Here is a 19,063-nt window from a genome sequence, read left to right on the forward strand (position 1 = left end):
TTTATTGCTGTTAACAGACAATCGAGAAACAGCAGAGGAGGTCACACTTCATCATCAAGCGCAGGGAACCGGGTAAAGTCTTGTATTTATGCCTATTAGCAGCTTCATAGAGTGGACGGGAAAGAACAGGCGCAACCGACGCCGTCATCCTATGAGGAACTTTTTATGCCCGTATCTTCTCTCTGCAATAGCCGTCTGCCACAGCTTAAACCCCTCACTTTGATACTGGCTGTTGTGCTAAGCGCGCCAGCTTATAGCCAGGTTTTGACGCGTGATAATGGTTCACCGGTGGGAGACAACCAGAACTCGCAAACCGCAGGCGACACTGGCCCCGTTCTGCTACAGGACTCACAGCTGATTCAGAAGTTGCAGCGCTTTGACCGGGAAAGAATCCCCGAGCGGGTCGTGCATGCTCGTGGCACGGGCGCGCATGGTGAGTTCACAGCCAGTAAGGATATTAGCGGGTTAACCGTAGCCGGCGTGTTCAAGCCTGGAACGGTAACGCCGGTGTTTGTACGCTTCTCATCGGTCGTTCATGGCTTGCATTCACCTGAAACGCTGCGCGATCCTCGCGGCTTCGCAACCAAGTTCTATACGGCTGAAGGTAACTGGGACCTGGTATCGAATAACCTGCCAGTCTTCTTTATTCGTGATGCGATTAAGTTCCCGGACATGGCACATGCGTTTAAGCCCGATCCACGTACGAATCTGGGGAATGACGCGCGTCGGTTTGACTTCTTTTCCCACGTTCCCGAATCCACTCATGGTCTGACACGGCTCTACTCTAATATGGGAACGCCAGCGAGCTATCGGCAGATGGACGGTAACAGTGTGCATGCTTATAAGTTCATCAATGCCAAAGGCGAAGTACATTACGTGAAGTTTCGCTGGAAAACGCTACAGGGAGAAAAAAACCTCGACCCCAAACAAGTCGCAGAGATTCAGGGCACCACCTTCAGCCATATGACGGAAGACCTGGTTGCAGCGATCAACGAGAAAAAATTCCCTAAGTGGGATCTCTACATTCAAACCATCAAAGCCAGCGAGCTGGATAAGTTCGATTTTAATCCGCTAGATGCCACTAAAATCTGGCCGGGTATTGCGGAAGTTAAAGTCGGGCAGTTAGTGCTTAATCGCAACACGGCTAACTATTTCCAGGAGACTGAACAGGTCGCCATGTCACCGTCTAACCTGGTACCCGGAATTGAACCTTCAGAAGATCGTCTGTTACAGGGGCGGCTCTTTGCTTACGCGGATACCCAAATCTATCGGGTTGGCACCAACGGCCTCGCCTTGCCGATCAACGCGCCTAAAGTTGCAGTGAACAATGGTAATCAGGATGGGGCAATGAATGGCGCAGTGACTGATACGCAAGGTGTGAATTATCAGCCCAGCCGCAGTTATCCACGCGAAGAACTGGCAAGCGCACGCTATAGCCAACTGGCGATTTCCGGGCACACCCAGCAGAAAGTGATTCATAAACCACAAAACTTCAAACAGGCCGGTGAGCTATATCGCTCTTTCAATGAGAAAGAGCGGGCCGATCTGATTGGCTCACTTGGCAGTTCATTAGCGACCGCAGACAGCACCAGTCGTCAGATCATGCTGTCTTACTTCTATAAAGCCGACAAGGAGTATGGTGAGCGGCTAGCCCGCGCGACTGAAGATGACATTAAAACCATCGCGGCAATGGCAGAAAAACTCCAGGATTAACCGGTAGATAATGCGGCGGTGGGTTTCACCGTCGCATTAATTTTATCGGTGGGTTTACCTTTTCCTGTGTTGCTGCACACTTAAGCGAGGTGATGCAAACAGGAAAAATCTATGTGGCTTCAAACCCATTTCAGTCTTAGCCCCAAATCGCGCGGTTTTCATCTGGTGACGGATGAAGTTGTCAGTCAGCTACCGCATCTGGCACGGGTAAAAACCGGGCTGCTCCATCTGCTGCTCCAGCACACGTCTGCTTCTTTAACGCTGAATGAAAATTGTGATCCCACGGTACGCAGCGATATGGAACAACATTTTTTGCGCTACGTCCCAGAAAATGCGCCCTATGAGCACGATTATGAGGGGCGGGATGATATGCCTGCACACATCAAGTCTTCCCTGTTAGGTGTTTCACTGTGCTTGCCGGTTAGTCGGGGCAAGCTCCAGCTGGGCACCTGGCAAGGCATTTGGTTAGGTGAACATCGTATTCGTGGCGGAGCACGGCGCATTGTGGCAACGCTGCAAGGAGAAGAAGAATGACGCTTTCGGATTTGCTTTCGTACTGCATGACGAAACCTGGGGCAGAACAGCAGGTGCACAACGACTGGAAAGCCACGCAAATTCAGTATGATGGCATACTGTTTGCCATGGTACATGAAGTGGAAGGACGCCCGGCCGTATCGCTGAAATCGACGCAAGCCCTGGCCGATCTGCTCCGGGAACAGCACAGCGATGTACTTCCCAGCCAGCGTTTAAATAAGGCGCACTGGAGTACCGTCTATCTGGATGGATCGTTAAAGGATTCTCAGCTCTACGCGCTGGCAGAAGCGTCATATCAGCAGGCGGTGGCGGCTAAAGAGGCGGAACTGCGGGCAGGTCAGTGACCCGCCCGCCGGGGATTAGTTACGCAGTGAATCGAGATCGATCACGAAGCGGTATTTCACATCGCTTTTCAGCATGCGCTCGTAGGCTTCATTGATTTGCTGCATATCAATCAGCTCAATATCCGACACGATATTGTGCTGGCCGCAGAAATCTAGCATCTCTTGCGTTTCCGCGATGCCACCAATCAGCGAGCCTGCAATGCTGCGGCGTTTGAAGATCAGGTTAAACACCTGCGGTGCTGGGTGATCGTGCTCTGGTGCACCCACCAGCGTCATGTTGCCATCCAGTTTCAGCAGGGTGATAAACGGGTTCAGGTCATGCTGTGCTGCAACCGTATTCAGGATGAAGTCAAAGCTGTTGGCATGAGCCGCCATTTGAGCGGCATCTTTAGAGATAACCACTTCATCTGCGCCCAGACGTTTACCATCTTCGATTTTGCCCGGCGAAGTGGTGAACAACACAACATGCGCGCCCATCGCATGGGCAATTTTCACGCCCATATGACCAAGGCCACCCAGTCCAACAATACCCACTTTTTTACCTGGGCCAACGTTCCAGTGACGCAGCGGTGAGTAGGTGGTGATACCGGCGCACAGCAGGGGAGCTACACCCGCGAGGTCAAGATTCTCCGGGACGCGCAGCACGAAGTTTTCATCGACCACGATAGAAGTGGAGTAGCCGCCGAAGGTGATAGCGCCCGTTTCGCGATCTTCACCGTTATAGGTGCCAACAAAGCCATTCTCGCAGTACTGCTCCAGTCCCTGAGCGCAGCTTGGACAGCTACGGCAAGAGTCGACCATACAGCCAACGCCCACCAGATCGCCCACTTTATATTTACCGGTATGTGCACCTACAGCGGTAACACGACCAACAATTTCATGGCCTGGCACTACAGGGAAAATGGTGTTCTTCCACTCATTGCGAGCCTGGTGGAGATCCGAGTGGCAGACGCCACAGAATAACACTTCAATTTGTACATCATGGGCGCGCAGTTCACGCGGCTTGTAGTCAAACGGTACCAGCGCAGATTTAGCATCCTGAGCGGCATAGGCGTGCGAAATATTCATGGTGTCTCCAGTTTGATGTGTCGTGAGTATCTTCGAAGAGTAGGCGGTGAGAGATCACCGCAAAACGCGGCAACGCCAGTAGCGTGCCAAAGGGGAACAGGAGAAAGGATAGTCACTGAGCGGCATAGCGTATATGCCTGTATGTGTCGAAATCTTGCCTGTTTCTCCACACCTGCGGGGAAACAGGCGAGAAGAAACAGATACAGGAGAACGGTTTACGCTTTGTTCAGCAACGGTTTGAGGAAGCGTGCCGTGTGTGACTGCTCACACTCGGCAACGGTTTCCGGTGTGCCAGCCACCAGGATTTGGCCACCGCCGCTGCCGCCTTCTGGGCCGAGATCGACAATCCAGTCTGCGGTTTTGATTACATCGAGGTTGTGCTCAATCACCACGATGGTATTACCCTGATCGCGCAGCTGATGCAGGACTTCCAGCAGTTGCTGAATATCGGCAAAGTGCAGGCCGGTAGTCGGTTCATCCAGAATATAGATGGTCTGACCGGTGCCGCGCTTGGACAGTTCACGCGCCAGTTTCACACGCTGTGCTTCACCACCGGACAGCGTCGTGGCGGACTGCCCAAGGCGAATATAGGACAGGCCCACGTCAATCAGCGTTTGCAGCTTACGCGCCAGTGCTGGCACCACATCGAAGAACTCGCGTGCTTCTTCAATCGTCATCTCCAGCACTTCGTGAATGCTTTTGCCTTTGTATTTGATCTCCAGCGTTTCACGGTTATAGCGTTTGCCTTTGCACTGATCGCAGGGAACGTAGATATCTGGCAGGAAGTGCATTTCCACTTTCAGCACGCCATCACCCTGACAGGCCTCACAACGTCCGCCGCGCACGTTAAAGCTGAAACGCCCTGGGTTATAGCCGCGCGAACGTGATTCAGGCACACCGGCAAACAGCTCACGCACCGGGGTGAAAATGCCGGTATAGGTGGCCGGGTTGGAACGTGGTGTACGGCCAATCGGGCTTTGGTCGATATCGATGACTTTGTCAAAGTGTTCCAGCCCGGAGACCTCGCGATATGGAGCCGGTTCGCTGTTCACTGCGCCATTAAGCTGGCGCTGAGCGATCGGGAACAGCGTATCGTTGATCAAGGTCGATTTGCCTGAGCCGGATACGCCGGTAATGCAGGTAAACAGGCCGACGGGCAGCGTCAGAGTGACATCTTTAAGGTTGTTACCGCGCGCGCCGCTCAGCTTCAGGACTTTGCTCGGATCACCTTTAACGCGCTCCTGGGGAACGGCGATCTCGCGCTTGCCGCTGAGGAACTGGCCCGTCAGCGAAGCCTCTTGCGCCATAATTTCATGCACCGTACCCTCTGCAACGATTTGCCCGCCGTGCACCCCGGCACCTGGGCCAATATCAATCACATGGTCTGCGGCGCGAATGGCATCTTCGTCATGTTCCACGACGATCACGGTATTACCGAGATTACGCAGGTGAATCAGGGTTTCCAGCAGACGTTCGTTATCGCGCTGGTGCAGGCCAATCGATGGCTCATCCAGCACATACATCACGCCGACTAAGCCAGCACCAATCTGGCTGGCAAGGCGAATACGCTGCGCTTCGCCGCCGGAGAGGGTTTCTGCCGAGCGGGACATTGAGAGGTAGTTCAGGCCCACATTGACCAGGAAGCTCAGACGATCGCCAATCTCTTTCAGGACTTTTTCGGCAATTTTGGCGCGTTGTCCGCTGAGTTTCAGGTTGCGGAAAAAGTCCATTGCATGGCCGATGCTCATATCTGAAATCGTCGGCAGCGTGGTGTTCTCGACAAACACATGGCGCGCTTCACGACGCAGACGTGTGCCTTCGCAGCTGGTGCAGGAGCGGTTGCTGATGTATTTCGCCAGATCTTCGCGGACGGCGGCAGACTCAGTCTCTTTGTAGCGGCGCTCCATGTTATGCAGTACGCCTTCGAACGGATGGCGTCTGACCGAGGTATCGCCGCGATCGTTGATGTATTTGAACTCGATGCTCTCTTTGCCAGAACCGTACAAAATCACCTGTTGGGTTTTATCGTCGAGGCTGTTGAACGGCGCTTCAACGTCAAAATTGAGGTGCTCAGACAGTGAGCGCAGCATCTGGAAATAGTAAAAGTTACGACGGTCCCAGCCGCGAATCGCGCCGCCAGCCAACGAAAGCTCTGGGTTTTGTACCACGCGATCGGGATCGAAATATTGCTGCACGCCAAGCCCGTCACAGGTTGGGCAAGCACCGGCTGGGTTATTAAAGGAGAACAGGCGAGGTTCCAGTTCACGCATGCTATAGCCGCAAACCGGGCAGGCAAAGTTGGCCGAAAACAGCAGTTCTTCTGCCTCTTTGTCGTCCATATCGGCCACAATCGCGGTGCCACCAGACAGCTCCAGCGCAGTTTCAAAAGATTCGGCCAGGCGGGTTGCCAGATCGTCACGCACTTTGAAACGATCAATCACCACTTCGATGGTGTGCTTCTTTTGCAGTTCGAGCTTAGGGGGATCGGAGAGATCGCACACTTCGCCGTCGATCCTGGCGCGAATGTAGCCCTGAGATGCCAGATTCTCCAGCGTCTTGGTGTGTTCACCTTTGCGATCTTTCACCACCGGTGCCAGCAACATCAGGCGGCGGCCTTCATCCTGCTCCAGGACCTGATCGACCATCTGGCTGACCGTCTGTGCGGCTAACGTGACGTCGTGGTCCGGGCAGCGGGGTTCACCCACGCGTGCAAACAGCAGGCGCAGGTAATCGTGAATTTCAGTGATGGTGCCCACGGTTGAGCGTGGGTTGTGCGACGTGGATTTCTGTTCGATGGAAATGGCAGGAGAGAGCCCTTCGATGTGGTCTACATCGGGTTTTTCCATCAGCGACAGAAACTGACGTGCGTACGCAGAGAGCGATTCTACGTAACGGCGCTGGCCTTCAGCGTACAGGGTATCGAAGGCGAGCGAGGATTTTCCTGAGCCAGACAGACCGGTGATCACAATCAGTTTGTCACGCGGAATGGTCAGGTTAATGTTTTTCAAATTATGGGTGCGAGCACCGCGAACTTCGATCTTATCCATTCACATTTCCCGGATTAGCAACACTCGCCATGCCTTGCTGACATGACCAGCAGAACGCATCATTATGGCACAAAAAAAAAGCTGAATAAATATCCAGTACTCTTTGCAATTTGGTGACAAACCAGGCGAAAATGGAACCCTGCTCGGAAAGTGGGAACTCCACGTGTGACGTGGTAGAATTCACGGTTTAGACTTTAAGCATCAACTCATCGGGAGACACCAACATGGCCAGTCGTGGCGTTAACAAAGTGATTCTAGTCGGGAATCTGGGTCAGGATCCGGAAGTACGTTACATGCCAAATGGTGGCGCGGTGGCGAACATTACGCTGGCAACGTCAGAAAGCTGGCGTGACAAGCAAACCGGTGAGAACAAAGAGATCACCGAATGGCACCGTGTTGTGCTGTTTGGCAAGTTAGCCGAAGTAGCCGGTGAATACCTGCGTAAAGGCTCACAGGTTTACATTGAAGGCCAGCTGCGTACCCGCAAATGGCAGGACCAGAGCGGTCAGGAAAAATACACCACCGAAGTCGTGGTTAACGTTGGCGGCACCATGCAGATGCTGGGCGGCCGTCAGCAGGGCGGTAACGCAGGCGCTCCTATGGGCGGCGGTCAGGGCCAGAGCAACAACAACAACGGTTGGGGCCAGCCACAGCAGCCACAGGGCGGCAATCAGTTCAGCGGCGGCGCGCAGTCTCGTCCGCAGCCACAACAGCAGAGTGCCCCGGCGAATAACGAACCGCCGATGGACTTTGATGACGACATTCCATTCTGAGTGGAATAAAGCCACCGCCGTTAAATCATGCTTGATGTAATGTTTTAACCGGTTGTCTTTAAAAGAAAAAGCAATTTAGAGCCCTGCGAGTGTGCAACATTCGCAGGGCTTTTTTATTTTCCGCTGCCTGCGTGAATGTTTATTGCGCGAGTGCTGTAAAAGCGAGGACTGCGATTTCAAACAATGTGCTGCGCTACAGCCTGTGGACTCTGCGTCAGTAGCCGGGAGGTAACATAACAATTACCATCAAAGCGAGGGCACTCCTCAACATTAAGTGAGGATTAGCGCGCGCTTAAAGGAAAAAATGTGTGCCTGGGTAGCGCTGGCTGCGTGCTGTTTATCACCGGAAGCGAGTGCATTGATAATCTCGTTATGCTCATCAATCACTTCATCAATATGGTCACGATTAGACAGGGTCGTTGCCCAGAAACGTTGGGTCTGAGCATGTATGACGCTAAGAATATCTGAGAGACGGCGATTGCCTGCGATATCAGCCAGTACCTGATGAAACTCGCGGTCTAATAACATCATTTTTTCGCGGTTACGTGACTTACCTGCCAGAGCAATTTGCTGATTCAGGTCACGCAGTTGTTGAATATGTGACTCGCTGGCTTTCTGGCTGGCAAGCTCAGCACAGAGCGTCTCGTTTACCAATCGAACCTCAATCAATTCCAACGCATCGTCAATCGACAGAGGGGCAACCATTACGCCTTTACGTGGAATGATCTGCAACAGCCCCTCGGTTGCCAGACGGTGAATCGCCTGGTTGATGGGGGTGCGTCCCATTTCTAAATCATCCATGACTTGAGCAGTATTTAAATATTCCCCGGGCTTGTAACGCAGGGTGGTCAGCCGGTATCTGAACGCCAGATAGGCCTGTTCATTTAACGAAAGACTCTTCTCTGGGTTGGCCGGGTTCACACTTTCAGTAACTGACTCACTCATCACGACATTCCTTTTTTTGCCTGTGAGACATATTACACAAAAAAGTGGCATGAAAATCGCTAGTTTGAAAACACTGTGAAATTTCACTGTGATTTTTAAAGAGAGGATTATCGCATGCACCTTCAGTTCACTCTCGGCGATCAAACCGCCACGACCCTCGATGTTGAGGTTACTCATTTCATTATTGCGGGTTGGGCAGGACGCGATAAAGACGCTGTTTTGCACCACATCAGGGAACTTGAGGCCTTAGGCGTGCCCGCTCCTGGTGCAGTGCCTCTGTTCTATCGTGTTGCAACTAACCAGCTAAGTCAGCTGCAGCAGCTGGAAGTGGTGGGAAATGAAACCTCCGGTGAAGCCGAGCCTTTCGTGTTCTTCCATCGCGGAGAGTGGTGGGTTTCTCTCACCTCTGACCACACTGACCGCTATCTGGAGACATTTAGCGTAGCGCTCTCCAAGCAAGCCTGTATTAAACCCGTTGCCCGCACTGCCTGGCGTATGGCGGAGGTGATTGAGCACTGGGATTCACTGGTGCTGACCTCATGGATTAAAGAGCACGATGAGTGGGTGGTTTATCAGCAAGGTACGCTTGCCTCACTGCTTACGCCACAGGACCTGTTGGCGCGTTATCTGGAGGGAGCTGAAGCGAGAGAAGGAATGGCGATGTCCTGCGGCACCTTAGGGGCTATTGGCGGCATTCGCCCAGCCAGTGAATTCCGTATGTCTCTGCACGATCCCGTGTTGAAGCGCACGCTGGAACACGCTTATCAAACCGGTGCACTGCCGGTGGTGGCATAAGGAGCTCGCTGATGACCACACTCTGGCAAGCCAGTCAGCAACTGCTGGCCGGTGAAACGGGTCCTGAAAGCTTCACCGCATCGGCACTGCATGCAGCACAAGATCCGGCGAAAGAGGGCGCACGCGTTTTTACCAGGCGCTATGTATCTCAGGCAGCACAACAGGCGACTGACGCGGCACAGCGCTGGCAGAAGCAGCAATCTCGCAGTGCAATTGATGGTTTACCTGTCAGTATCAAAGATCTCTTTGATGTTCAGGGCGAGGCAACGACGGCGGGTTCTCATCTTCTCCTGAATGCAGCGCCAGCCGTGGCTAACGCCAGTGTGGTCGATCGCCTGCAACAGGCGGGTGCCGCGGTGGTTGGCAAAACCAATATGACCGAGTTTGCCTTCTCAGGGCTGGGTATCAACCCACATTTCGGCACACCGGCTAATCCCTGGAAGCGAGCAGAACAACGTATTCCGGGCGGATCTTCCTCCGGTGCGGCCGTCGCCGTAGCTGATGGCATGTGTCTCGGCGCAATTGGCACGGATACAGGGGGATCGGTGCGCATCCCTGCTGCACTGTGCGGATTGACCGGCTTTAAACCTACAGCCAGTCGGATAAATCAGGCAGGAACTTTGCCGCTCTCTACCTCTCTCGACAGTATTGGCGTGATTGCCCATGACGTTCGCAGCTGCTGGCTGCTCGATAGCGTCATTGCGCAACAGCCGCTGGAGATGCAAGAGGTTGATTTGCACAGAGCGCGCTTTGCTATCCCACAGACGCGTGTACTGGACGGATTAGATAACGATGTGGCTGATGCCTGGAAAAAGGCAATTCACACCCTGCAGCAGGCAGGCGCAACGCTAATCGATGTTCCACTCACTGAGTTGGATGAACTGAACAGCATGAATGCCCGTGGCGGTATTACGGCGTATGAGGCGTGGCAGTGGCACCAACAAACCGCGCTGGCGCAGCCGGAAGCTTACGATCCTCAAGTACTGGTTCGCGTACAGCGGGGCAGCCATCTCACCGCTCAGGATGCGGAAGTGCTTTATCAACAACGGCAAGCCTGGCAGCGCCGTGTAAATGCTGCCCTGGTCGGCTTTGACGCTTTACTGATGCCAACGGTGCCCTGTATCGCGCCTGGCATTGCTTCACTGGATGACCCACAGCGTTACATGGAGATCAATGCCCTGATGCTGCGCAACACCAGCGTAATCAACATGCTGGATGGCTGTGCGCTCTCTTTACCTTGCCACACCGCCGGCAGTGCGCCGGTTGGCCTAAGCCTTGCTTCTGTTCATGGTGACGATGCCCGCTTAATCAGCTGGTCTCTTGCCGTGGAAACTGCCCTCAACTGGAGATCCTGATAATGACTCAACCTCACGGCATGCTGTTTGTCGCCACTAACATTAGCGCTGAAGATGAAGCTGATTTTAACCAGTGGTATGACCATGAACACGTTGAAGAGCGCGTGGCGATCAGTGGGTTCTTAAGTGGAACGCGCTATCAGGCGATCAACGCTGAGCGCAAATATCTTGGCTTGTATGAAACCGAATCGTTGGAAGCGTTCACCAGCGCGGACTATCACGCGGCGTTCACTCGCCAAACTGAGTGGTCCGTGAAAAATCTGCAAAAAATGGTGAACCCGATGCGCCGGGTCAGTGCCGTTACCCATCGCCATGGTCAGGGTAGTGGCAATAATCTGGCGGTGGTGACGTTAAGCAGCTTCGATAGCGACATGTTAATCGCATGGCAGCAACAGGTCAGCCAGACGCCAGGCTATATCTCGTCCAGCTTACTGACCCCGGATGCTGAACTCAGCTCACCTTTGCCGATGGAGCCCAAAACACCGCGTAAGATGCTCCCCATGCTGCTGATTCACTGCAGTGACGCGCAAACTTGTGATCAACTGGCGACGACCGCAGCCGCAGCACTTTCAGGCGTAAGTCAACGTTATGCCCTGAGCTGGCAGCTCACTAAACAGGAGTTGGCACATGGCTAATACAGATTCCTCTTTGCAGCAGACGGTGCGCGCTAAGCGCACCACTTCGAAAACCGGTCGACTGGCTGCGGCCAGTTCGATTGGAACCGCGCTGGAATGGTATGACTTTACGGTTTACAACATCATGGCAGCCCTGGTGTTCAATCATGTCTTTTTCCCCAGCTTCGATCCGCTGGTCGGTACCATTCTGGCTTTCTCGACCTATGCGGTTGGCTACATTTCACGTCCGCTTGGTGGATTTGTCTTTGGTCATTTAGGGGATGTGGCCGGTCGTAAAGCGGTGCTGATCATCACGTTGGTGATCATGGGTGTGACCACCGCGCTCATGGGATTACTGCCAGGCTATGCCGTTTGGGGGATCTGGAGTCCTGTGCTGCTGGTCGCGCTGCGTTTTGTGCAAGGTATTGCGTTAGGGGGCGAATGGGCAGGTGCGGTATTGCTTTCGATGGAGCATGGCGATCCTGACAAGCGCGGGCGCAATGCCTCCTTTGCGCAAGTTGGGCCATCTTGCGGAACGCTTATTGGGACGGGCTTTATTACCTTAGTGACGGTATTGATGAGTGCCGAGCAGTTCCAGGCCTGGGGTTGGCGCATTCCCTTCCTGCTCAGCCTGCTGTTGGTGATGTTTGGTTTGTGGCTGCGTCGCGGTGTGGAAGAGACGCCGACTTTTGTCGCTATGCAGGCTGCGGAGAAAACGACGCATACCCCGTTAAAAGAGGTGTTTGTGCGTTATCCGAAACAGCTGCTGATTGCCGGTGGTTCACGTATTGGTTCTGATGTGCTCTACGCACTGGTGGTGGTGTTTACCCTGACTTATGTCACCACGGTACTAGAACTGCCGCGTCCTTTGGCATTAATGGCAACGATGTTGGGGGCGATCGGTAACGCAATTACTGTACCGATGTTTGGCGCGCTGTCAGATAAGTGGGGCCGCCGTCCGGTCTATATCACCGGGGCATTGCTGGCGATTGTCTGGTCGTTTGTGTTCTTCGTATTGCTCGACAGCACCCAACCGGTATTGATTGTGCTGGCGGTCATCGGCGGGTTGCTGATCCATGCGATGATGTATGGTCCGCAGGCAGCCTTTGTCACTGAACAGTTCCCCAGTCATGTGCGTTATGCCGGATCGTCACTGGCCTATACCCTGGCTGGCATTATCGGTGGTGGCTTTGCACCGTTGATTATCACGACGCTGTTTAAGGAAATGGGTAGCACGCTGTGGGTGTCGCTGTATGTCAGTTTGGCGCTGGCCATCACGCTGTTTGCCCTGTGGAAAGCGAAAGAAACAGCACACAAACACCTTTGATAAACTCTTATGCGTGACCATGATTGACATGAAAAAACCTCACAGGACGAGGTTTTTTCATGTCTGGCAGTCTGCGGATTACGTTCAGGAACCCGGCCAACTGCCATTTTTCTACCGCTTCAAAATCAACCGATCACAATATGCGTGCCGGTTTCACCACGTAGTGCGGCTGGCAGACATTCCGGCGTGGTGATGATGACGCGTTTTCCACCCTGCCGTAAAAAGGCCAGGCTGGCCTCGATTTTTGGCAGCATACTGCCTGGTGGGAAATGTCCTTCCTGGCTGTAGCGTTGCATTTCGCTCGCGGTGACTTCACCCAATGCCTGCTGCTCTGGCTTGCCAAAGTGTATGCACACTTTTTCTACGCCAGTGGTGATCACCAGCACATCGGCCTTGATCTCTTCTGCCAGCAAGGCCGTGGAGAGATCTTTGTCGATCACGGCATCGATGCTGCGGTAATCGCCATTGGCAGCGCGCAGCACGGGAATACCGCCGCCGCCCACGCCAATCACTACAAAGCCCTGTTGCGCCAGAGCTTTGATCGCATCGGCTTCCACAATACGCTGTGGCTGCGGCGAAGCGACCACGCGACGGAAACCGCGTCCGGCATCTTCAATAAAGTGCCAGTCGGGGTTGGCTTCTAGTAAAGCATCGCGCTCTTCGGCCGTGAAAAATGCCCCAATCGGCTTGGTTGGGGTGATAAAGCCAGCATCTTCGGCATCGACTTCGACCTGAGTGACCACCGTCACGGCTTTTTTACCGTTGAGTGTCTGGAGGCGATTATTCAGGGCCTGCTGGATCAGATAACCAATGCCGCCCTGAGTATCAGCCACGCAGTTGGCGAGTGGCGTCAAAGGCAGACCTTCATGCTGATGTGCCAGCTCGGCGCGACGCAGATCCAGCCCCACCTGTGGGCCGTTACCGTGGGTCAACACCACATCAATATTGTTGCCCAGCATCTCCAGCACGGTATCCGCCACCTGTTTGACGGCCTCGGCCTGGTGAGCAACCGACTGACTCTGGTTATCTTTCACAATACTGTTGCCACCAATGGCAACCACAACGAGTTGTTTCATCTCTGTTTCCAGTACTGGGGCGAGCATGAGCTCGCCCGAGGTGTTATGCGGTTTTATCAGCGGGCTGTGTGACAGCGGTTTCACGGCTATCAAGGAAGTGTTTTACGACCAGCATGGCGGCCATCATCAGATAGGCGATCACAAACAGCATGGAAGTCCCCTGGGCCAGGCCCAAAGCAGGCGCATGAATAATGCCGAGCAGCGCGAGGAAGGCGCCACAAGCCGCAGCAATTGCGCCACGCAGTGGTTTATTCATGATGGCGAAGATAGCGATACAGCCCCAGAGCATACTGGCCAGCGGGGCACCGCTGCCGAGATGCACTAAGCCATCCCAGTAGACGCCTTTGCTGTGCAGCACATCGGTGCCGATTTCGCTGGCAGAGGTGCCCGCGGCACTCAGTACGCTCTTCATCATGGTCAGCGCCCAGTTAGCAATCCACGGGAACAGACAGATAAAGATCACCGGCACTTCTGCTTTCGGGGTTTCCCGTACCACCTGATTGGCGGTCACCACGCCGATAAATACCAGAATCGGCACGATGGCGGTCATCGGGATGATGGAGAGCATAAAGGCGCCCAGGCCAAACAGCGGTACGATAAACATCGTCACACCAGAAGCCAGGGTATAACCGATGCGTGCGCCCATCTGCTTCCATCCGGCATGGCCGACATACACCGTGACCGGGAAAGGATTGCCCATCAGGCAGCCGAGAATTGAGGCTAAGCCATTGGTTAACATCACGTTACGAGTGTTGTACTCATCCCCTGCGGCATGTGCACTCTCAATGTTCTCCAGATCGAAGATATAGTTCGCCAGACCCAGAGGCACGGCAGAAGCGAGATAAGGCAACGCATGAGGTAAGCCATCCATAAAGCTGGAGATCTGAATTGTAGGTGGATGGAAACCAAATGAAGCAATAGAGGCTTTAATCGCCTCCGGGCTTTGCAGGCCAGAAATCCAGGCCAACGCCGCACCGGCAATCAGCAGCAGCAGCCCGGTTGGGATGCGGGCAAATATCGGCTTTTTACCAAACCAGTTGATGAAGATCAGCAGCAGTACGATGAAAGAAACAGTCGGTGCTTCAAAGGCCTGGAGCATCGGGTTCATCGCCAGCAGCAGCAGGCCCAGACCAGACAGGCAAGAGAGCAGCACGGTACGTGGGATCATTCGGCGGATCGATTCACCGAGGAATGATCCCCCGATCAGGATCAGCGCTTCAACAAAGCACCACACCAGACCAATCTGGATCGCAAACTCAGCATCACCAGTGGTTTGATACACCGGCATCAACACGAGAAACGTAACGGTGAAGATGGAGGGTGCGCTTGGGCCGGAAGGCAGTGCGGTCACATCACTGCGGCCGGTGTGTTTTGCCATCTGGATACCAAACCAGGTGTAGCAAATCGCCGCTGTCATTACGGCCAGACCAAAGGCAGGCGCAATACGGCCGTAGACGATCTCAGTTGGAATGCCGACCACAAAAATCAGCAGTCCCATCATCGTCAGCAAGTTAGTGAGGTTATTGGTCATCAGGCCGAAATAGCCCGCCCAATCGCCTCGTGTCCACTGGAGTTTTAAACGGTTCATGAAAGAGTGTCCTTCACAGGGTCATATGTGCCGGGCGGTTAACCCGGTCCTGCAGGTGAACAACATGCGCGATGCGTTATAAAAGGGGCGTGTTATCGCCCCGGCTGCTCTTACTGGCAGTAGCGATCGCGGTAGTGCAACAAAGCCTGTTCAAAGCAGGCAAACGGTGGGTAGACAATACCCGCGCCGATCATGCCGATCCCGGCATCTTTGTGGGCGATAGCGGTGTTGATCACCGGCAAAATGCCGCTGCTGCCCACTTTAGTGATATCGATGGCGGTAGGCACACCGGTAAAGGAGAGCAGGGGGATCGTGACGTTCGGATTGGTGCCAAGCGTGATTTCCTGCATTTTGCGCGAGAAATCAATCGCTTCATCCACTGTTCCTCCCACCAGCGCCACAATGGCTGGCGCGGTTGCCATCGCAAACCCACCAATGCCGTATGTCTCGGTGATGGCGCTGTCGCCAATATCCAGGCCTGAATCTTCCGGCTTATAGCCCGCAAACATCGGGCCAATCACCTGCTGGGCGGGGCCGGTAAACCACTGGCCTGGCAAACCGCTGATACGCAAGCCAAACTCCACGCCGTTACGCGCCATGGTGGTGACCACGGTGCTGTATTCAATACCGTGTGCTGCATCCATTGCGGCTTTACACATTGCCATCCAGGTGGGGCCAGAGAAGTAGTCACTGCTGGCAACAAACTCAAACACTTCGCGCTGCTGTGCGACCGGATAACCGGTCTGAATCAGCCACGGCGTTAATGCCTGAATCAGCAGCGTTGTGCCCGCATTGTTACGGTTGTGGCACTCATCACCCATGTGCAGGGCCTGAGAAAGCATCAGACGCAGGTCGATTTCACCTGCCAGTTTCATGGCATCACGTAACATTGGGCCAAGCACATCACGCATCCAAATCAGACGATCGATAACGCTCTGATCGTTAGCACCCATGCGCAGGATTTTGGCCATCTGCTCGCTGAGGTTGGTGAAGGAGCGGTTGCCGTAGGTTTTGTTTTCCACGATATGCATGAACATTGAAGCGGAGGTCACGCCCGCCATTGACCCTACACAGTCATGTTCGTGGCAAGGGGAGAAGGTGATTGCCCCCGAAGCTGCCAGGATAGCCGCCTCTTCCACATTCTGCGCCAGTCCTTCAAACACCAGCGCCCCGGTCACAGCTCCGCGCATCGCACCACACATTTTTTCCCAACTGACGGGAGGCCCGGCGTGCAAAATGGTGGTAGGCGTCATGCCTGGAACCACGTTGATCGCCTGGTCAAAACCCACCAGAACCGGATGAGACTGGATAATCCGCTCCAGCGCCTGCTGGTTCGCGGCCGCAATTTTATCCGCAAGGCGGGGATCGGCGATTTGATCCAACGCTTCAACCACCTGCATGTTGCCCTGACCTGGCGGTGTCCAGTCGAGATGTGTCACAGCAATATGCTGGCTTTTCAGATCGTCACGAAACAGCGCGATGCCGACATTAATAACGTTTAGTGGTTGATTAAACAGTGTCTGGCTCATCAGGCGTTCTCCCCTTTACAGACAAATTCACGCGCCAGCAGACCGGTATTGGTACTGCTGCTGGCCCAGATAACACCCGCATCGGTTAATAGCTGGCACTGCTGGTGCAGAGACGGGGTATCCAGGTCGGTGCCGAGCACGTAACCGAGGATCTCCAGTGGGCGTTGATCCGCTGCGGCGATCGCTTTTGCTTCGTGGATCGCCTCGATCATCACGCCGACCGGATCGGTGTGCGATCCAAAACCGAGTACAAAATCCATCACGATCACGGCGACTTCGGGATCGCGCGCTTCCTGGATCAGGCGGCTGATGCGATTGGTAGGATCGATCATGGGATGGGGTTTGCCGTTGGTGAAGTCATCATCACCGAAGTCAAGGAAGGTGTGCCCCTGGCTCTGGTTGACGTCTTGCAGGCGGAAGGCGGGATCGGGGTGAATATTGCTGTAAACCTCTGGATGTTTTTCCATGGCAGCAAACATCGCTTCATCACACAGCGTGCCACCGCAGAACAGGCCACGGATGTACTTCTGTTGTGGGGTCAGACGCGCACGCACCTCTTCAATCAGTGGCAGATTCAACGGATGAAGATCGAGACTGGATTCCTTAACACCTGTCAGCAGAATCGCTTTCAGTGCCGCTTGTTTGGTGGCACGGGCAAACTGTAAGCCCACTTCATCTTCAGGCTGTGGCTGACGACCAAGGAAGCAAACCACCACCGGCTTATGGCACAGGCGAGCGCGAGCCAGCACTTTCTCTGCCACTGCTGGGGCAGGGGGCTTGGAGATCAGCACGATCACTTCGGTTTGCGCGTCGGCTTCCAGCATTGCTATGGCATCCAGCATCATCAGGCCGCCGATCTGCTCACTGAGATCGCGTCCACCGGTACCGATGAGCTGTGAAATACCGCCGCCAAACTCATGAATACGTACGCTCAGCTCCTGACTACCCGTGCCGGAAGCGCCCACAATACCAATGTTGCCGCGGCGTACTGCATTGCCAAAGCAGAGTGCAGCACCGTTGATAATGGCTGTGCCGCAGTCTGGCCCCATCATCAATAAGCCTTTTTCGTGGGCTAACTGTTTGAGGGCCAATTCGTCAGCCAGCGAGACGTTGTCAGAAAACAGCATGACGTTGAGATCGTTTTCCAGCGCCAGGCGGGCTTCACGGGCCGCAAACAGGCCATTCACCGCGATAACCGCAAGATTACTGTCTGGGTTATGCGCTTTTGCGCTGCTTAGAGTGGCAAAACTTGCTTCATGGCTGCCGCTGTTGCCCCCTTTCTGGGTGAACAGCGCTTCGATTGCCAGCAGATTCTCTTCATTAGCCTCATCGCTGTGGCCTTTGATGATAATCATCAGGTCGCCATTGCGTGCAGCTTCCAGCTCAGGCGTCATCAGCCCAAGATTGTTCAGGACGCCTTTGTTCATCTCTGTCGCCATTGCGACAAACGCCTGCTCAACGCCATTTAACTGATTAGCCTTAGTAGAAACAGACATTAATGAGACGGAGTCAAAGTAGGTGTTGGGTTTAATCACTATCTTGACGGACATAATGCTCTCCGATTTCCGCAGTCAAAGCACAGGCGTCTGCAATACCGCAGAGCATGTCGCAGCCTGAACTCGACCCGATTTCTTTTATCTTTTGAATGGCAGATTTAATGGCTTGCCGGTTGTTACTCAGCAGTGCCGGAATAAATTCACCAACATGTTCGCGATAACGGTGCTGTAAATGGTGCCCCAGCGTAATCGCACTTAATAACGTGGTTTTTGGTTTCCCGGATGCCAACGCATCAATTAAAAAAGGTCGATATTTTTCACCCGGATGGCCCGGCAGGAAAAATATCATGCTAAATCCACATAACCAGTCATCCCCTGAAGGGGTGAGACCAATGCCAAGGCCGATGAGACTGCTCATAGGTTGCGTGGGATCCAGATTGTTTTTTATCGAATTCATGATGGCCTGTCGGCCTTGTTGTAATAATGTTGCGAGTTGTTGATAAAATAAATTATCACCGCGATATTTAAACAGGCTATTGCTATATCTAATTTCACTATTAATGAGCTGTTGCCATGATCTCCAGCAAACAGTCTTTAATTCCTCCCGAGTAATGGATATTACCGGCGGATGCCAGATTGTGCAGTGGGTGTAATCTATCCACTTATCTGTGCCGATCGCGATGCCGTGCGGGGAAAATGCGACCGTTTCACCGGGACGAAACAACGTATTAAAGTGCGTAGTGGCGATTCTGCAGCTATTCGGAGCGTTGTCATATTCATGGCTCAGCAGGGTGAAAAGCTGTTGCTGCTGAGGCTGATACAGATTCACCGCGCGACGAAACACCTGCTGAACAACCCC

General features: G+C 53.9%; 16 protein-coding genes. 8 read left to right on the forward strand and 8 right to left on the reverse strand.

Translation table 11 applies throughout. The features are described from left to right. Positions 1-165 precede the first annotated feature (165 nt). From B880_RS0110085 to B880_RS0110095, 3 genes are all read left to right on the forward strand, one after another. The gene (locus tag B880_RS0110085; RefSeq protein WP_017347282.1) at positions 166-1,713 is read left to right on the forward strand and encodes a catalase; all 1,548 of its coding nucleotides are present in this window, start codon (positions 166-168) and stop codon (positions 1,711-1,713) included. Between the two features lie 111 nt (positions 1,714-1,824). After that, entirely contained in the window at positions 1,825-2,247 is a 423-nt protein-coding gene (locus B880_RS0110090; RefSeq protein WP_017347283.1) for a secondary thiamine-phosphate synthase enzyme YjbQ, read from the forward strand. Next, complete coding sequence (locus B880_RS0110095; RefSeq protein ID WP_017347284.1) at positions 2,244-2,591, forward strand: MmcQ/YjbR family DNA-binding protein; 348 nt, start codon at positions 2,244-2,246, stop codon at positions 2,589-2,591. Before B880_RS0110090 ends, B880_RS0110095 begins: the two co-directional genes overlap by 4 nt. 15 nt (positions 2,592-2,606) lie before the next feature. Here B880_RS0110095 and B880_RS0110100 read toward each other — a convergent pair whose 3' ends face one another. Continuing rightward, entirely contained in the window at positions 2,607-3,659 is a 1,053-nt protein-coding gene (locus B880_RS0110100) for an NAD(P)-dependent alcohol dehydrogenase (RefSeq protein WP_017347285.1), read from the reverse strand. Between the two features lie 215 nt (positions 3,660-3,874). After that, entirely contained in the window at positions 3,875-6,706 is a 2,832-nt protein-coding gene (gene uvrA, locus B880_RS0110105; protein WP_017347286.1) for an excinuclease ABC subunit UvrA, read from the reverse strand. Positions 6,707-6,930: 224 nt separating this feature from the next. On the opposite strand from uvrA, the gene ssb1 reads away from it, so the two are divergent. Further along, positions 6,931-7,479: a single-stranded DNA-binding protein SSB1 gene (gene ssb1, locus B880_RS0110110; protein ID WP_017347287.1), complete on the forward strand. Its 549-nt coding sequence runs from the start codon at positions 6,931-6,933 to the stop codon at positions 7,477-7,479. 270 nt (positions 7,480-7,749) lie between these two features. On the opposite strand, the gene B880_RS0110115 is transcribed toward ssb1, so the two are convergent. Continuing rightward, positions 7,750-8,424 (reverse strand): GntR family transcriptional regulator, encoded by a 675-nt coding sequence (locus B880_RS0110115; RefSeq protein ID WP_017347288.1) that lies wholly within the window; start codon positions 8,422-8,424, stop codon positions 7,750-7,752. 114 nt (positions 8,425-8,538) lie between these two features. Here B880_RS0110115 and B880_RS0110120 point away from each other — a divergent pair, with 114 nt between their 5' ends. From B880_RS0110120 to B880_RS0110135, 4 genes are read left to right on the forward strand one after another with little or no spacing between them, the layout of a single operon-like run. Then, positions 8,539-9,219, forward strand: a complete 681-nt coding sequence (locus tag B880_RS0110120) for a DUF2848 domain-containing protein (protein WP_017347289.1) — start codon at positions 8,539-8,541, stop codon at positions 9,217-9,219. An 11-nt stretch (positions 9,220-9,230) separates the two neighbouring features. Next, positions 9,231-10,574 carry an amidase gene (locus tag B880_RS0110125; RefSeq protein ID WP_017347290.1) on the forward strand — a complete coding sequence of 448 codons (1,344 nt, stop codon included), beginning with the start codon at positions 9,231-9,233 and terminating at the stop codon, positions 10,572-10,574. A 2-nt stretch (positions 10,575-10,576) separates the two neighbouring features. Beyond that, positions 10,577-11,209 carry a DUF4286 family protein gene (locus B880_RS0110130; protein ID WP_026042548.1) on the forward strand — a complete coding sequence of 211 codons (633 nt, stop codon included), beginning with the start codon at positions 10,577-10,579 and terminating at the stop codon, positions 11,207-11,209. Next, positions 11,202-12,515 carry an MFS transporter gene (locus B880_RS0110135; RefSeq protein ID WP_017347292.1) on the forward strand — a complete coding sequence of 438 codons (1,314 nt, stop codon included), beginning with the start codon at positions 11,202-11,204 and terminating at the stop codon, positions 12,513-12,515. The genes B880_RS0110130 and B880_RS0110135 overlap by 8 nt, the downstream gene beginning before the upstream one ends. A 125-nt stretch (positions 12,516-12,640) precedes the next feature. Here the strand turns inward: B880_RS0110135 and B880_RS0110140 are convergent, their stop codons facing one another. From B880_RS0110140 to B880_RS26700, 5 genes are all read right to left on the reverse strand, one after another. Beyond that, a complete protein-coding gene (locus B880_RS0110140; protein ID WP_017347293.1) occupies positions 12,641-13,591 on the reverse strand; it encodes a carbamate kinase family protein in 951 nt (316 codons plus the stop codon). 43 nt (positions 13,592-13,634) lie between these two features. Further along, a complete protein-coding gene (locus B880_RS0110145) occupies positions 13,635-15,179 on the reverse strand; it encodes a hypothetical protein (protein WP_017347294.1) in 1,545 nt (514 codons plus the stop codon). A gap of 110 nt (positions 15,180-15,289) precedes the next feature. Then, entirely contained in the window at positions 15,290-16,708 is a 1,419-nt protein-coding gene (locus B880_RS0110150; RefSeq protein WP_017347295.1) for a DUF1116 domain-containing protein, read from the reverse strand. Next, on the reverse strand, positions 16,708-18,258 hold the full coding sequence (gene fdrA / locus B880_RS0110155) for an acyl-CoA synthetase FdrA (RefSeq protein WP_026042549.1): 1,551 nt from the start codon (positions 18,256-18,258) through the stop codon (positions 16,708-16,710). The genes B880_RS0110150 and fdrA overlap by 1 nt, the downstream gene beginning before the upstream one ends. Further along, positions 18,236-19,048: a DUF2877 domain-containing protein gene (locus B880_RS26700; protein ID WP_157060543.1), complete on the reverse strand. Its 813-nt coding sequence runs from the start codon at positions 19,046-19,048 to the stop codon at positions 18,236-18,238. The genes fdrA and B880_RS26700 overlap by 23 nt, the downstream gene beginning before the upstream one ends. Positions 19,049-19,063 lie beyond the last annotated feature (15 nt).

This window comes from Pantoea sp. A4, from assembly GCF_000295955.2.
GTDB classification, from domain to species: domain Bacteria; phylum Pseudomonadota; class Gammaproteobacteria; order Enterobacterales; family Enterobacteriaceae; genus Pantoea; species Pantoea multigeneris.

Coding starts and splice junctions, on each gene's coding strand:
- B880_RS0110085 (WP_017347282.1), top strand. CDS start 166: ATGCCCGTATCTTCTCTCTGCAATAGCCGTCTGCCACAGCTTAAACCC.
- B880_RS0110090 (WP_017347283.1), top strand. CDS start 1,825: ATGTGGCTTCAAACCCATTTCAGTCTTAGCCCCAAATCGCGCGGTTTT.
- B880_RS0110095 (WP_017347284.1), top strand. CDS start 2,244: ATGACGCTTTCGGATTTGCTTTCGTACTGCATGACGAAACCTGGGGCA.
- B880_RS0110100 (WP_017347285.1), bottom strand. CDS start 3,659: ATGAATATTTCGCACGCCTATGCCGCTCAGGATGCTAAATCTGCGCTG.
- uvrA (WP_017347286.1), bottom strand. CDS start 6,706: ATGGATAAGATCGAAGTTCGCGGTGCTCGCACCCATAATTTGAAAAAC.
- ssb1 (WP_017347287.1), top strand. CDS start 6,931: ATGGCCAGTCGTGGCGTTAACAAAGTGATTCTAGTCGGGAATCTGGGT.
- B880_RS0110115 (WP_017347288.1), bottom strand. CDS start 8,424: ATGAGTGAGTCAGTTACTGAAAGTGTGAACCCGGCCAACCCAGAGAAG.
- B880_RS0110120 (WP_017347289.1), top strand. CDS start 8,539: ATGCACCTTCAGTTCACTCTCGGCGATCAAACCGCCACGACCCTCGAT.
- B880_RS0110125 (WP_017347290.1), top strand. CDS start 9,231: ATGACCACACTCTGGCAAGCCAGTCAGCAACTGCTGGCCGGTGAAACG.
- B880_RS0110130 (WP_026042548.1), top strand. CDS start 10,577: ATGACTCAACCTCACGGCATGCTGTTTGTCGCCACTAACATTAGCGCT.
- B880_RS0110135 (WP_017347292.1), top strand. CDS start 11,202: ATGGCTAATACAGATTCCTCTTTGCAGCAGACGGTGCGCGCTAAGCGC.
- B880_RS0110140 (WP_017347293.1), bottom strand. CDS start 13,591: ATGAAACAACTCGTTGTGGTTGCCATTGGTGGCAACAGTATTGTGAAA.
- B880_RS0110145 (WP_017347294.1), bottom strand. CDS start 15,179: ATGAACCGTTTAAAACTCCAGTGGACACGAGGCGATTGGGCGGGCTAT.
- B880_RS0110150 (WP_017347295.1), bottom strand. CDS start 16,708: ATGAGCCAGACACTGTTTAATCAACCACTAAACGTTATTAATGTCGGC.
- fdrA (WP_026042549.1), bottom strand. CDS start 18,258: ATGTCCGTCAAGATAGTGATTAAACCCAACACCTACTTTGACTCCGTC.